14 protein-coding genes are annotated in these 13,666 nt (G+C 68.7%); 4 read left to right on the plus strand and 10 right to left on the minus strand.

Going from position 1 to position 13,666, the window contains the following annotated elements; translation table 11 throughout:
* The first annotated feature begins 191 nt into the window (after positions 1-191).
* Positions 192-764, plus strand: a complete 573-nt coding sequence (locus AMK22_RS26840; protein WP_073789158.1) for a cob(I)yrinic acid a,c-diamide adenosyltransferase — start codon at positions 192-194, stop codon at positions 762-764.
* Between the two features lie 111 nt (positions 765-875).
* On the opposite strand, the gene AMK22_RS26845 is transcribed toward AMK22_RS26840, so the two are convergent.
* Entirely contained in the window at positions 876-1,457 is a 582-nt protein-coding gene (locus AMK22_RS26845; protein ID WP_073789328.1) for a hypothetical protein, read from the minus strand.
* Between the two features lie 151 nt (positions 1,458-1,608).
* On the opposite strand from AMK22_RS26845, the gene AMK22_RS26850 reads away from it, so the two are divergent.
* The 3 genes from AMK22_RS26850 to AMK22_RS26860 all read left to right on the plus strand — a co-directional run bounded on the left by AMK22_RS26850 (position 1,609) and on the right by AMK22_RS26860 (position 5,500).
* Positions 1,609-2,805: a sensor histidine kinase gene (locus AMK22_RS26850; RefSeq protein WP_073789329.1), complete on the plus strand. Its 1,197-nt coding sequence runs from the start codon at positions 1,609-1,611 to the stop codon at positions 2,803-2,805.
* Positions 2,802-3,452, plus strand: a complete 651-nt coding sequence (locus AMK22_RS26855; protein WP_073789159.1) for a response regulator — start codon at positions 2,802-2,804, stop codon at positions 3,450-3,452. Before AMK22_RS26850 ends, AMK22_RS26855 begins: the two co-directional genes overlap by 4 nt.
* A 173-nt stretch (positions 3,453-3,625) precedes the next feature.
* Positions 3,626-5,500: a glycoside hydrolase family 18 chitinase gene (locus AMK22_RS26860; protein ID WP_073789161.1), complete on the plus strand. Its 1,875-nt coding sequence runs from the start codon at positions 3,626-3,628 to the stop codon at positions 5,498-5,500.
* A 268-nt stretch (positions 5,501-5,768) separates the two neighbouring features.
* On the opposite strand, the gene AMK22_RS26865 is transcribed toward AMK22_RS26860, so the two are convergent.
* The 9 genes from AMK22_RS26865 to atpB all read right to left on the minus strand — a co-directional run bounded on the left by AMK22_RS26865 (position 5,769) and on the right by atpB (position 13,472).
* A complete protein-coding gene (locus AMK22_RS26865) occupies positions 5,769-6,215 on the minus strand; it encodes a DUF2550 domain-containing protein (RefSeq protein WP_073789331.1) in 447 nt (148 codons plus the stop codon).
* Between the two features lie 140 nt (positions 6,216-6,355).
* Positions 6,356-6,730, minus strand: a complete 375-nt coding sequence (locus tag AMK22_RS26870; RefSeq protein WP_073789163.1) for a F0F1 ATP synthase subunit epsilon — start codon at positions 6,728-6,730, stop codon at positions 6,356-6,358.
* Positions 6,731-6,840: 110 nt separating this feature from the next.
* Positions 6,841-8,283, minus strand: a complete 1,443-nt coding sequence (gene atpD / locus AMK22_RS26875) for a F0F1 ATP synthase subunit beta (RefSeq protein WP_073789164.1) — start codon at positions 8,281-8,283, stop codon at positions 6,841-6,843.
* On the minus strand, positions 8,283-9,197 hold the full coding sequence (locus tag AMK22_RS26880) for a F0F1 ATP synthase subunit gamma (RefSeq protein ID WP_073789166.1): 915 nt from the start codon (positions 9,195-9,197) through the stop codon (positions 8,283-8,285). Before AMK22_RS26880 ends, atpD begins: the two co-directional genes overlap by 1 nt.
* 3 nt (positions 9,198-9,200) lie before the next feature.
* Positions 9,201-10,772 (minus strand): F0F1 ATP synthase subunit alpha, encoded by a 1,572-nt coding sequence (gene atpA / locus AMK22_RS26885; RefSeq protein WP_073789169.1) that lies wholly within the window; start codon positions 10,770-10,772, stop codon positions 9,201-9,203.
* 138 nt (positions 10,773-10,910) lie between these two features.
* Complete coding sequence (locus AMK22_RS26890; RefSeq protein ID WP_073789171.1) at positions 10,911-11,726, minus strand: F0F1 ATP synthase subunit delta; 816 nt, start codon at positions 11,724-11,726, stop codon at positions 10,911-10,913.
* A complete protein-coding gene (locus AMK22_RS26895) occupies positions 11,723-12,280 on the minus strand; it encodes a F0F1 ATP synthase subunit B (RefSeq protein ID WP_073789173.1) in 558 nt (185 codons plus the stop codon). Before AMK22_RS26895 ends, AMK22_RS26890 begins: the two co-directional genes overlap by 4 nt.
* 38 nt (positions 12,281-12,318) lie before the next feature.
* Positions 12,319-12,570 carry a F0F1 ATP synthase subunit C gene (locus AMK22_RS26900; RefSeq protein WP_073789175.1) on the minus strand — a complete coding sequence of 84 codons (252 nt, stop codon included), beginning with the start codon at positions 12,568-12,570 and terminating at the stop codon, positions 12,319-12,321.
* A gap of 80 nt (positions 12,571-12,650) precedes the next feature.
* Entirely contained in the window at positions 12,651-13,472 is an 822-nt protein-coding gene (atpB, locus tag AMK22_RS26905; protein WP_107430643.1) for a F0F1 ATP synthase subunit A, read from the minus strand.
* Positions 13,473-13,666 lie beyond the last annotated feature (194 nt).

Below are 13,666 nucleotides of genomic sequence, written 5' to 3' on the forward strand. Positions count from 1 at the left end.
CTAACAAAGCCCTACTAGTGCCGTGACCGGCAAGGTTCACCGGCTCGCGACGCCCGGCACGGCACCTCGCCGCGTTGTCGCATCACCCGAGTACGTCCGGTACGAGGGCGATCCTCCGCCTTGCGATGCACCGCACCGGACGCCGCGAGCTTCCCGGCAAACCTTCCCGGTCACAGCACTAGGCTGGCCGTATGGTCAATCTGACACGTATCTACACCCGTACCGGCGACCAGGGCACCACCAACCTCGGTGACATGTCCCGGACCGCCAAGACCGATCTCCGGATCGCCGCGTACGCCGACACGAACGAGGCCAACGCCGTCATCGGCACGGCCGTCGCGCTCGGCGAGCTGTCCGAGGACGTCGTGAAGGTCCTCGCCCGCGTGCAGAACGACCTGTTCGACGTGGGCGCGGACCTGTCGACCCCGGTCGTCGAGAACCCGAAGTACCCGCCGCTGAGGGTGGAGCAGAGCTACGTCGACAAGCTGGAGGCGGACTGCGACCGCTTCCTGGAACCGCTGGAGAAGCTGCGCAGCTTCATCCTGCCCGGCGGTACGCCGGGGGCGGCGCTCCTGCATCAGGCGTGCACAGTGGTGCGGCGCGCGGAGCGGTCCACCTGGGCGGCGCTGGAGGTGCACGGCGAGACGATGAACGCGCTGACGGCGACGTATCTCAACCGGCTCTCGGACCTGCTGTTCATCCTCGCGCGGACGGCGAACAAGGAGGTCGGCGACGTGCTGTGGGTGCCGGGCGGGGAGCGGTAGCCGCTCCGCCGCGCGGCTGCCCGACTGCGGTGCGGTGGCCGGCGCCCTGCGTGGTCCGGTCATGGGTCCTTGCGCGCCGTACGGGCACGGTCGTCGCGCCCGTACGCCGGTTCACTGCTTCTCGGCCGGCTCGCGCTCCGCCGCCGGTCCCCGTGTCCCGGCCGGCTCCCGCTTCGGGAAGAGCGTGTAGCTCCCCGCGATGACGACGTTGATCCCGATCACGAACAGCATCTTCTGCTGCCACTGCTGGAGCGTCGACGCGTCGCCGTCCCCGCCCACGTACCAGATCGCCGCCTGGAGCAGCGCCAGCGCCGTCACCGCGGCGACCGTCCAGCGCGCGGCGACCTTCCACTCGTGCACCGCGCGCGCCATGCCGTACTTCGGCGGCTTGACCGGCGGCGGGCCGCCCGCGAAACGGTGGGCGACCCGGGCGTCCACCCAGCGGATCGTGGAGTGCCCGAGGCCCACGGTGAAGCCGATGTAGACGGCGGCCAGGCCGTGCCTCATGTCCGGCTCGGCCCCGTTCTTCAGGTCGATCGCCGTCACCACCAGCAGCACGACCTCCAGCAGCGGCTCGCACAGCAGCACGGCCGCTCCCAGGCGCGGCTTCTTCGCCAGATAGCGCAGCGCCAGCCCCGCGGCCAGCAGCACCCAGAAGCCGACCTCGCAGAGCACGATCAACGTGACGATCACGCCCGTCTCCTTCCCGTTGCCCCCCAGCATCCCGTCCGCGCCGCCCGGACACGTCGTCGCCGGTGACGAACCTCGACTGCATCCTTCGATGTACGCGCACATCGCCCGCGGCACCGAGGCCTCCACCCGGGCGGCCGTGTTGGATGGGAGGGTGTTCTCCTTCCTCCGTCCGCACCGCCACGACGTACTCATCGCGGTCATCGGCCTCCTCAGCGGCCTGCTGCTGTGGGCACTGGGGCTGCACACGCAGGGCAGCCGTCCCTTCTCCGCCCCCTGGGTCTCCCTGCTGCCGCTCGCCGTCGTCTCGGTGTTCGCACTCGTCCGCAGAACGGCTCCGCAGGTGGGGCTGATCTTCGGCACGCTCGCGGTGGTCGCGGACCAGTTCACGGTCGGGAACATGGTGACCGTCGTGCTGTTCACCGACCTGATGTACGCGGCGGTGCTGTACGGGACACCGGCCGCCGCCCGCCGCATCCCGGTGACCACGTTCCTGATCACGGTCGCGGTCACGATCGGTTTCCTGGCGTGGTTCCGCAATCCGCAGGCCCTGCTCGTCGGGATCCTCACCGGTGTGGTCTCGTTCGCTCCCGCGATCACCGGCGTCAGCGTCCGCAACCACCGCGACGCCGCCGAGGCGGCCCGGCTGCGGGCCGAACAGACCGCACTGCTCGCCGAGATGGACCGCACCCAGGCGGTGACCGCGGAACGCTCCCGGATGGCGCGGGAGTTGCACGACCTGGTGGCCAACCATCTCTCCGCGATCGCGATCCACTCCACCGCCGCCCTCTCCATCGACGACCCGGCCACCTCGCGCGAGGTGCTGGGGGTGATCCGCGAGAACAGCGTCGAGGGGCTCGCCGAGATGCGCCGGCTGATCGGGCTGCTGCGCACCGGTGACGCGGACGCCGAGCCGAGCGCCTCGCCGACCCTGGACACGCTGGACGCACTGATCGAACAGGCCGGTACGAACGCCGGGACAACTGGGCTGACCTGTACTTTCGAGGACGCGCGCGAGGAGCGTGGTCCGGTGCCCGCGCCCGTCGAACTGACCTCCTACCGAATAGTCCAGGAGTCCCTGACGAACGCGCTCAAGCACGCCGCGCCCGGCCCGGTCGCGGTGCGGCTCGGACGCGCCGGGCCCTCGCTCACGGTGGAGGTCAGCAGTGTGTTCGGGGACCGTTCCGGGCCGCGCGCGCCGGGATCGGGGGCCGGTCTCGTGGGCATGCGGGAACGGGTGGCGCTGCTGGGCGGAACGATCGAGGCGGGGCCGGTGGACGACGGCTCCGGAACGAGGATCTGGCGGGTGCGGGCCGAACTGCCCGTGGACGAAGGGAATGTGGGGGAATGACGATCCGGGTCCTGGTCGCCGAGGACCAGTCGGCCGTCCGTGCGGGGCTGGTGCTCATCCTGCGCAGCGCGCCGGACATCGAGGTGGTCGGCGAGGCGGCGGACGGCGAGGCGGCGGTACGGCTGACCCGCGAACTCCGGCCGGACGTGGTGCTGATGGATGTCCAGATGCCGCGTCTGGACGGGGTTTCGGCGACGCGTCAGGTGACCGGCGAAGGGCTGGCGGACGTGCTGGTACTGACGACGTTCGACCTCGACGAGTACGTCTTCGGCGCACTGCGGGCGGGGGCGGCGGGCTTCCTGCTGAAGAACGCCGAGGCCCGCGATCTGCTGGAAGCGGTGCGCACGGTGGCACGCGGCGAGGGGTTGATCGCTCCGGCGGTGACCCGTCGGCTGATCGCGGAGTTCGCCGGTACGCGGCCCGCGCGGACGGCCCACGCGCCCGATCCGAAGGTGCTCGACGCGCTGACCAGGCGGGAGCGGGAGGTGCTCGGCTGCCTCGGCGAGGGACTGTCGAACGCGGAGATCGCGGTCCGGCTCTCGATGGCCGAGGCGACCGTGAAGACGCACGTCAGCAGGGTACTGGGCAAGCTCAATCTGCGCAGCCGGCTCCAGGCGTCGGTGCTGGCACAGGAGTTGGGCATGTGAGGCCGGAAGAACGATCTTTGGTCTGGACCTCTTGACGATTGGTCCAGACCTTCCTAATCTCGCCGCACAACACACTGCGGTGAGTGCGCCATGACAAGGCGCACTCTGGGCGGCGCAGGGTTTGCAGTCCACGGACCACCCCCGATTGTCCGGACCTCACCCGAGGAGCACCGTTGAGCACTGAAACCCCCCTACGCCGGACCCGATTCAGATTCGGGACCGGGAGAGCCACCAGATCCAGAGCGGTCGCGGGCGTCACCGCGCTGCTCCTTCCGCTCGCCGCCATGGTGGGCCTGGCCTCCCCCGCCGAGGCCGCCGACTCGGCGACCGCCACGTACCTCAAGAAGTCCGACTGGGGCGGCGGCTTCGAGGGCCAGTGGACGGTGAAGAACACCAGCACCACCGCCCTGTCCTCCTGGACCATCGAGTGGGACTTCCCCTCGGGCACCTCGGTCGGCTCCGCCTGGGACGCCACCGTCACCGGGTCCAACAACCACTGGACCGCCAAGAACCTCGGCTGGAACGGCACCATCGCTCCCGGTGCCAGCGTCTCCTTCGGCTTCAACGGCACCGGCTCCGGCGCCCCCGCCGGCTGCAAGCTGAACGGCAACCCCTGCGACGGCGGCAGCGTCCCCGGCGACAACGCCCCCTCCGCTCCTGGCACCCCCACCGCGAGCAACATCACCGACACCTCGGTCAAGCTGAGCTGGTCCGCCGCGACCGACGACAAGGGCATCAAGAACTACGACGTGCTGCGCGACGGCGCGGTCGTCGCCACGGTCACCGGCACCACCCACACCGACACCGGCCTGACCGCGGGCTCCGACTACTCGTACACCGTGCGGGCCCGTGACACCGCCGACCAGACCGGCCCGGTCAGCGGCTCGGTCAAGGTCCGCACCACCGGCGGTGGCGGCGAGACCCCCGGCCCCGGTGGCAAGATCAACCTCGGCTACTTCACCGAGTGGGGCGTCTACGGGCGGAACTACCACGTCAAGAACCTCGACACCTCCGGCTCCGCCGCGAAGATCACGCACATCAACTACGCCTTCGGCAACGTGACCGGCGGCAAGTGCGCGATCGGTGACTCGTACGCCGACTACGAGAAGGCGTACACCGCCGACCAGTCGGTCGACGGCGTCGCGGACACCTGGGACCAGCCGCTGCGCGGCAGCTTCAACCAGCTGCGCAAGCTCAAGGCGAAGTACCCCCACATCAAGGTGCTGTGGTCGTTCGGCGGCTGGACCTGGTCCGGCGGCTTCGGTGACGCCGCGAAGAACCCGGCCGCGTTCGCCGAGTCCTGCTACAACCTGGTCGAGGACCCGCGCTGGGCCGATGTCTTCGACGGCATCGACGTGGACTGGGAGTACCCCAACGCCTGTGGCCTGACCTGCGACACCAGCGGCCCGAACGCGCTGAAGGCCATCACCTCCGCGCTCCGTGCCAAGTTCGGCAGCAAGAACCTGGTGACGGCCGCCATCACCGCCGACGCCTCCGCCGGCGGCAAGATCGACGCCACCGACTACGCGGGCGCCGCTCAGTCCCTGGACTGGTACAACGTGATGACGTACGACTTCTTCGGCGCCTGGGACGCGAAGGGCCCGACCGCCCCGCACTCCCCGCTGACCTCGTACGACGGCATCCCGAAGGCCGGCTTCACCTCCGCCGAGGCCATCGCCAAGCTGAAGGCCCAGGGAGTCCCCGCCTCCAAGCTGCTGCTCGGCATCGGCTTCTACGGCCGCGGCTGGACCGGCGTCACCCAGGACGCGCCCGGCGGCACCGCCACCGGCGCCGCCCCCGGCACCTACGAGACCGGCATCGAGGACTACAAGGTCCTCAAGAACAGCTGCCCGGCGACCGGCACGGTGGCCGGCACGGCGTACGCCCACTGCGGCAACAACTGGTGGAGCTACGACACCCCGGCCACCATCGCGTCCAAGATGACGTGGGCGAAGGGCCAGGGCCTGGGAGGCGCGTTCTTCTGGGAGTTCAGCGGTGACACGACCAACGGTGAGCTGGTCGGTGCGATCAGCAACGGCCTGAAGTAACCCGTCGCGGGGCACCGACCGGGTGCCGCGCACACTCCGGAAAGCCACCGGGGAGACAGGTCCGCCCCCTGTCTCCCCGGTTCTCGCGTCTTGGCCGCCGGATTCCCTGCCGACACGGGACGTCCCGGCCGATACGGTCCGGCCCGCACGGGCCGGACCGGGTCCGGCCGGACCCGCCCACACCGGCCGCGCGCACCGCGTACCGGTCGCATGTGAAGGGGCGCCCCCTGCGAGAGGGGGCGCCCCTACACGTCCGACAGATCCGAAGCTATGCCACGTTGACCCGCTGGCCGGGCGGAGCCGCCTCCAGCCAGGCGAGAAACCCGGTCAGCGCGTCCTCGCTCATGGCCAGCTCCAGGCGGGTCCCACGATGGAGACAGCCGAGCACCACGGCATCGGACAGGAGCGCCAGCTCCTCCTCGCCCTCGGGCATCCGGCGGGCGATCACCTCGATCGCGGAACGCTCCAGGATCCGGCGCGGACGGGGCGCGTACGAGAAGACCCGGAACCAGTCGACCTGGTCACCGCTGTACCGGGCGACCCCGTACACCCAGCCCTTGCCCGAGAGATCGGGCTCCTCCGGCACGTTCCACCGCAGGCTGCAGTCGAAGGTCCCGCCGGAGCGCTGGATCAGCCTCCGGCGCAGACCGAAGACGAAGAGTCCCAACAGGACCAGGGCGACGACCACTCCGCCCACCCACAACGCGAGGAACATCTCCACCGACCTCCTCGCGTCGTCGAGTAACGGATACACCAGAATTTCACGGGCATCTGCATCGCCTCAGCCGCGGCACGGTCCGGAGGGGTCTCCAGGCCGTGCCGCGGCTGAGGGTAAAGCTACGTCGTCGCGGTGCGCTAGCGCACCGCCACCGCGCGCAGTCGCACTTCGGCGCGCCGCTCGGCAGCGGCGTCCGTCGCCTCCTTCGCGCGCTCCAGCGCACGCTCGGCGCGCTGGACATCGATCTCGTCCGCCAGCTCCGCGATCTCCGCGAGCAGCGACAGCTTGTCATCCGCGAACGAGAGGAAACCGCCGTGCACCGCGGCGATCACGGTTCCGCCGTCGCTCGTGCGGATCGTCACCGGGCCCGATTCCAGCACACCCAGAAGCGGCTGGTGACCGGGCATGACGCCGATGTCGCCGGACGTGGTGCGCGCGACGACCAGGGTGGCCTCGCCGGACCAGACACTGCGGTCCGCCGCGACCAGCTCGACGTGCAGCTCAGCAGCCAAGGGTGGCTCCTCGGGTCACCACCCGGCCGCGCCGGCCGGGTGTTGGGTCAATTCTAAGGGGCGTGGTGAGGGGGACGGGACGTGCCCGTCCCCCTCGGTGAGCCGTAGGCTCAGGAAACGCCGAGCTCCTTGGCGTTGGCCTTGAGGTCCTCCAGGCCACCGCACATGAAGAACGCCTGCTCCGGGAAGTGGTCGTACTCGCCGTCGCAGATCGCGTTGAACGCGGCGATCGACTCGTCGAGCGGAACGTCCGAACCGTCCACGCCGGTGAACTGCTTGGCGACGTGGGTGTTCTGCGACAGGAAGCGCTCGACACGACGGGCACGGTGGACGACCAGCTTGTCCTCCTCGCCCAGCTCGTCGATACCGAGGATCGCGATGATGTCCTGGAGGTCCTTGTACTTCTGGAGGATCCCCTTGACGCGCATGGCGGCGTTGTAGTGGTCCTCGGCGATGTAACGCGGGTCCAGGATCCGGGACGTGGAGTCCAGCGGGTCCACGGCCGGGTAGATGCCCTTCTCGGAGATCGGACGGGAGAGAACCGTCGTCGCGTCGAGGTGGGCGAAGGTGGTGGCCGGGGCCGGGTCGGTCAGGTCGTCCGCAGGGACGTAGATCGCCTGCATCGAGGTGATCGAGTGACCACGCGTCGAGGTGATGCGCTCCTGCAGCAGACCCATCTCGTCGGCCAGGTTCGGCTGGTAACCCACCGCGGACGGCATACGGCCGAGCAGGGTGGACACCTCGGAGCCGGCCTGGGTGTACCGGAAGATGTTGTCGATGAAGAAGAGCACGTCCTGCTTCTGCACATCGCGGAAGTACTCCGCCATGGTCAGACCGGCCAGCGCCACACGAAGACGGGTGCCCGGCGGCTCGTCCATCTGACCGAAGACGAGCGCCGTCTTGTCGATGACGCCGGAGTCGGTCATCTCCTCGATGAGGTCGTTGCCCTCACGGGTACGCTCACCGACGCCCGCGAACACCGACACACCATCGTGGTTGTTGGCGACGCGGTAGATCATCTCCTGGATCAGAACGGTCTTGCCGACACCGGCACCACCGAACAGACCGATCTTTCCACCCTTGACGTACGGGGTGAGGAGGTCGATGACCTTGACACCGGTCTCGAACATCTCGGTCTTGGACTCGAGCTGGTCGAAGTTGGGCGCCTTGCGGTGGATCGCCCAGCGCTCGGACACCTCGGCCTCGGCCTCGGGCTTGTTCAGGATCTCACCGAGGGTGTTGAAGACCTTGCCCTTGGTGATGTCGCCGACCGGGACGGTGATGCCGTCGCCGGTGTCCGTCACCGGGGCCTGGCGGACCAGGCCGTCGGTGGGCTGCATGGAGATGGCACGGACCATGCCGTCACCGAGGTGCTGCGCGACCTCGAGGGTCAGCGTCTTGAGCTTGCCCTCCTCGGCCGGGTCGGCGACCTGGACGGTCAGCGCGTTGTAGATGTCCGGCATCGCGTCGACGGGGAACTCCACGTCGACGACCGGGCCGATGACCCGGGCGACGCGGCCCGTGGCAACGGCCGTCTCAACTGTCGTCGTCATTACTTGTCACTCCCCGCGGTCGCGTCGGCCAGCGCACTGGCACCACCGACGATCTCGCTGATTTCCTGGGTGATTTCGGCCTGGCGGGCCGCGTTGGCGAGCCGGGAGAGCGTCTTGATGAGCTCTCCGGCGTTGTCGGTCGCCGACTTCATCGCGCGGCGGCGGGCGGCGTGCTCGGAAGCAGCGGCCTGGAGCAGCGCGTTGTAGATGCGGCTCTCGACGTACCGCGGAAGCAGGGCGTCGAGGACGTCCTCCGCCGACGGCTCGAACTCGAAGAGCGGCAGGATCTCGGCCTTGCCGTCCTTCTCCTTCTCGGCACCGAGGCTGAGCGGCAGCATCCGGTCCTCGACCGGGTTCTGCGTCATCATCGACACGAACTCCGTGAAGACGATGTGCAGCTCGTCGACGCCGCCCTCGGCGGTGTCCTTGGTGACCGCCTCGATGAGCGGAGCGGCGGCACGCTTGGCATCCGCGTAGGTCGGGCTGTCGGTGAAGCCCGTCCACGAATCCTCGATCTTGCGCTCGCGGAATCCGTAGTAGGCGACACCCTTGCGGCCGATCACGTACGTGACGACCTCCTTGCCCTCACCGCGCAGCCGCTCGGTCAGCCGCTCCGCGGCCTTGATGGCGTTGGAGGAGTAACCGCCGGCCAGACCGCGGTCGCTCGTGATGAGCAGGACCGCGGCCCGCGTCGGCTTCTCGGACTCGGTGGTCAGCGGGTGCTTGGTGGTGGAGCCGGTCGCCACCGCCGTCACCGCGCGGGTGAGCTCGGTGGCGTACGGCATCGACGCCGCCACCTGGCGCTGCGCCTTGACGATGCGCGAGGCGGCGATCATCTCCATCGCCTTGGTGATCTTCTTGGTGGCGGTGACGGAGCGGATGCGGCGCTTGTAAACGCGAAGCTGAGCGCCCATCGATCAGCCCTCGCCCAGGAGCTTGCCGTCCGAGGTCTCGAACTGCTGCTTGAACGCGGCGACGGCGTCGGCGATCGCCTGCAGCGTGTCGTCGGACATCTTGGCGCCCTCGCGGATGCTGGTCAGCAGGTCCTTGCGCTCGCGGCGCAGGTACTCCAGCAGCTCCGACTCGAAGCGGCGGATGTCCTCAACCGGGACGTCGTCCATCTTGCCGTTGGTGCCGGCCCAGATGGAGACGACCTGCTCCTCGACCGGGAACGGGCTGTACTGCGGCTGCTTCAGCAGCTCGACCATGCGCTTACCGCGCTCCAGCGACGCCTTCGAAGCCGCGTCCAGGTCGGAACCGAAGGCGGCGAACGCCTCCAGCTCGCGGTACTGGGCGAGGTCGACACGGAGACGGCCGGAGACCTGGCGCATCGCCTTGTGCTGGGCGGAACCACCGACGCGGGAGACGGAGATACCGACGTTCAGGGCCGGACGCTGGCCGGCGTTGAACAGGTCGGACTCCAGGAAGCACTGGCCGTCGGTGATGGAGATGACGTTGGTCGGGATGAACGCCGACACGTCGTTCGCCTTGGTCTCGACGATCGGGAGACCCGTCATCGAACCGGCGCCCATGTCGTCGGAGAGCTTCGCGCAACGCTCCAGGAGACGCGAGTGGAGGTAGAAGACGTCGCCCGGGTAGGCCTCGCGGCCCGGCGGACGGCGCAGCAGCAGCGACACGGCGCGGTAGGCGTCGGCCTGCTTCGAGAGGTCGTCGAAGATGATCAGGACGTGCTTGCCCTGGTACATCCAGTGCTGACCGATGGCCGAACCGGTGTACGGCGCGAGGTACTTGAAGCCGGCCGGGTCGGACGCCGGGGCGGCGACGATGGTCGTGTACTCGAGCGCTCCGGCCTCTTCGAGGGCACCGCGCACGGAGGCGATGGTGGAGCCCTTCTGACCGATGGCGACGTAGATGCAGCGGACCTGCTTGTTCACGTCGCCCGAGCGCCAGTTGTCGCGCTGGTTGATGATCGTGTCGACGGCCAGCGCGGTCTTGCCGGTCTGGCGGTCGCCGATGACCAGCTGACGCTGGCCGCGGCCGATCGGCACCATGGCGTCGACGGCCTTGTAGCCGGTCTGCATCGGCTCGTGCACCGACTTGCGGACCATGACGCCAGGGGCCTGCAGTTCAAGGGCGCGGCGGCCGTCGGTCGCGATCTCGCCGAGACCGTCGATCGGGTTGCCGAGGGGGTCGACGACGCGGCCGAGGTAGCCCTCGCCGACGCCGACGGAGAGCACCTCGCCGGTGCGCTGCACCGACTGGCCCTCCTCGATCCCGTCGAACTCGCCGAGGATGATCGCACCGATCTCGCGCTCCTCGAGGTTGAGGGCGAGACCGAGGGTGCCGTCCTCGAACTTCAGCAGCTCGTTCGCCATGGCCGAGGGAAGGCCCTCGACCTTCGCGATGCCGTCACCGGCAACGCTGACCGTACCGACCTCCTCGCGCGAGGCCGCGTCCGGCTTGTACGACTGGACGAAGTTCTCCAGTGCGTCCCGGATCTCCTCCGGCCGGATCGTGAGCTCCGCCATCTGGGTTCCCTGCTCTCCTTGTTGGGCCCGAAGTTTCTTAAGGGGGTCTGGGGGCCGACCCCCAGGAATCTTCTGCAGTTTCTGCACGGCCCAACCGGGCCGCTGGTCTTGCTCTGGTTCTTTTGCTGCGTCGGCTCGTCAGCCGGCCATGCGACGGCTCGCCTCTGCCAGGCGGTCCGCGATGGTTCCGTTGATGATCTCCTCACCGACCCGCACCGCGATCCCGCCGAGGACCTCGGGGTCCACGTCGAGGTTCAGGTGCATGGGCCGACCGTAGATCTTCGCCAGTGCCGCACCGAGACGCTGCTTCTGCCGGTCGCTGAGCGGCACCGCCGAGGTGACCACGGCGACCATGCGGTCCCGACGCTCCGCGGCGAGCTTGGAGAGGGACTCGAGTCCCGCTTCCAGGCTACGTCCACGCGGCTGGGTGACGAGGCGCGTGATCACGCGCTCGGTGGCCGGCCGGGTCCTGCCGCCGAGCAGGCTGCGCAGCAGCTGGCTCTTGGCGGTGGCGGACGCCGACCGGTCGGTGAGCGCGGCACGCAGTTCCTTGTCGGAGGCGACGATCCGGCCGAACCGGAACAGCTCGTCCTCGACGTCGTCGAGGTCTCCGCCGCGCTGAGCGGCGGTGAGGTCCGCGATGTTCGCCAGTTCCTCGACCGCGTCGACCAGGTCGCGCGACTGCGACCAGCGGGAGCGGACCATGCCGGAGACCAGGTCGACGGTCTCGCCGCCCACCTGACCGCTCAGCAGTCGTCCGACCAGCTCGGCCTTGGCCTCGCCGGCCTGCGACGGGTCGGTGAGGACCCGTCGCAGTGAGACCTCGCGCTGGAGCAGCGCCGTCACGGCGGCCAGCTCGTCGGCGAGCTTCGCCGCGTCGACCGACGTGCTGTCGGTCAGCGCGTCGAGACGCTCACGTGCCGCAGCCAGTGCCTCGCGGCTCGCGCCGTTCATCGGACGGCCTCGGCCTTCGCGTCGGCCTTCGCCTCGAGCTCGTCGAGGAAGCGGTCGACGGTGCCGCTCTGCCGGGCGTGGTCCTCCAGGGACTCCCCGACGAGCTTGCCGGCCAGTTCGACGGCGAGCGTGCCGACGTCCTGGCGCAGGGCCGCGGCCGCGGCCTTGCGGTCGGCCTCGATCTGGGCGTGGCCGGCAGCGATGATCTCCTCACGCTGCCGCTGGCCCTCGGCCCGCATCTCCTGCAGGATCACGGCGCCCTGCTCCTGCGCCTCCTGGCGCATACGAGCGGCTTCGTGGCGGGCCTCGGCGAGCTGAGCCTTGTACTGCTCAAGGACGCTCTGGGCCTCGGTCTGGGCCGCATCGGCCTTTTCGATACCGCCTTCGATGGCCTCGCGGCGCTCTTCCAGAACCTTGTTGATGTTCGGGAGGAGCTTCTTGGCGAGGAAGCCGAAGACGATGACAAAGGCGATGAAGCCAATGACGAGCTCAGGGATCGGCGGGATGAGCGGGTTTTCCGCTTCCTCCGCCGCGAGCTGAACCAGAGGGTTCACGTCAGTGCCTTCCGTCGAATGGGCTGTTCGCTACCAGATCAAGAGGCCGGGTAGACGAACGGCATGACCAGACCGATCAGGGCGAGCGCCTCACAGAAGGCGAAGCCGAGGATCTGGTTGGCGCGGATGAGACCGGCAGCCTCGGGCTGACGAGCGAGCGCCTGGGTGCCGTTACCGAAGATGATGCCGACGCCGACGCCGGGGCCGATCGCGGCGAGGCCGTAGCCGATGGAGCCGAGGTTGCCCTTGATCGCGACGCTGGTCTCGGCGAGGGTCTGGAGAGCAGACATGCCCGGTTCTTCCTTCTCTTTCTTGGTCCGGTGGGGGTTGGCCACCGGGAGCTTCAGGAGGTGCGGTGTTCGGTGATCGCTCAGTGGCCCTTGGCGAGGGCACCCTGGATGTAGCTGCAGGTCAGCAGCACGAACACATAGGCCTGGACGGCCTGGATGAAGAGTTCGAAAGCGGTCATCACGATGACCATCACGAACGAGACACCCGCGTAGGCGATGCCGATGCCGTTCAGCAGGTACCAGCTGGCGATCGTGAAGAGCAGCAGCAGGGTGTGGCCCGCGAACATGTTGGCAAAGAGCCGGACGGCGTGGGTGAAGGGCCTGACCAGCAGGTTCGAGAAGAACTCGATGGTCATCGAAAGCGGCAGCACCGGCCCGAGGGACTTGTCGTAGCCGGTGAAGTTCTTGAAGGCTCCGACGAAGCCGTGCCGCTTGAAGGTCAGACCGACCCACAGCACGTACACGATCAGGGCGAGCGCGGCCGGGTACGCGATGATCGACGTCACCGGGAACTGGGCGACCGGAATGATGGACCAGAGGTTCATCATCCAGACGAAGAAGAACAGCGTGACCACGAGCGGGACGTACTTCTCGCCCTCACGCTTGCCGATGGTCTCGTAGACGACGCCACGGCGAACGAAGTCGTAACCGGCCTCCGCCACCATCTGCAGCTTGCCAGGAACGAGCTTCGGCTTGGCGAACGCCGCCCAGAAGAAGCCGACGATGATGATCGAGCCGAGCAGGGCCAGCAGCATCGTCTTGTTGAAGTACAGGTTGCTGTCCGCGTCGCCCCAGAGGGGCTCGAACAGGAACGAGTGCAAGCCGGGTGCCGGGAAACCACAACCATCGAAGATGTGGCAATCGGTCTCGAAGGCGAGCACCTGTGTCGGGTCAGCACTCACCGCGGGCTCCTTCAGCGTGGCGCATAGGTACGGCAACCTCGTTGTGTCGGCGCGGCGCGCAGCCGCGGTTCGGCACTGGACTGGTGTTACGGATGTGTGAGCGGCAGTCAGGCATTGAGCCTCGCGATCGAGCAGGCGTCAGCTCACATGCCCGCGCCCGCAATGCCGCAGTTGGAACCGGACGATAGCAGGGT

Origin of the sequence: Streptomyces sp. CB01580 (assembly GCF_001905795.1) — a bacterium.
GTDB lineage: Bacteria > Actinomycetota > Actinomycetes > Streptomycetales > Streptomycetaceae > Streptomyces.

Bases quoted from the DNA above. Each gene is read 5' to 3' on its own strand.
- AMK22_RS26840 (WP_073789158.1), top strand. From the start codon at position 192: ATGGTCAATCTGACACGTATCTACACCCGTACCGGCGACCAGGGCACC.
- AMK22_RS26855 (WP_073789159.1), top strand. From the start codon at position 2,802: ATGACGATCCGGGTCCTGGTCGCCGAGGACCAGTCGGCCGTCCGTGCG.
- AMK22_RS26865 (WP_073789331.1), bottom strand. From the start codon at position 6,215: ATGTTCCTCGCGTTGTGGGTGGGCGGAGTGGTCGTCGCCCTGGTCCTG.
- atpD (WP_073789164.1), bottom strand. From the start codon at position 8,283: ATGACGACGACAGTTGAGACGGCCGTTGCCACGGGCCGCGTCGCCCGG.
- AMK22_RS26880 (WP_073789166.1), bottom strand. From the start codon at position 9,197: ATGGGCGCTCAGCTTCGCGTTTACAAGCGCCGCATCCGCTCCGTCACC.
- atpA (WP_073789169.1), bottom strand. From the start codon at position 10,772: ATGGCGGAGCTCACGATCCGGCCGGAGGAGATCCGGGACGCACTGGAG.
- AMK22_RS26890 (WP_073789171.1), bottom strand. From the start codon at position 11,726: ATGAACGGCGCGAGCCGCGAGGCACTGGCTGCGGCACGTGAGCGTCTC.
- AMK22_RS26900 (WP_073789175.1), bottom strand. From the start codon at position 12,570: ATGTCTGCTCTCCAGACCCTCGCCGAGACCAGCGTCGCGATCAAGGGC.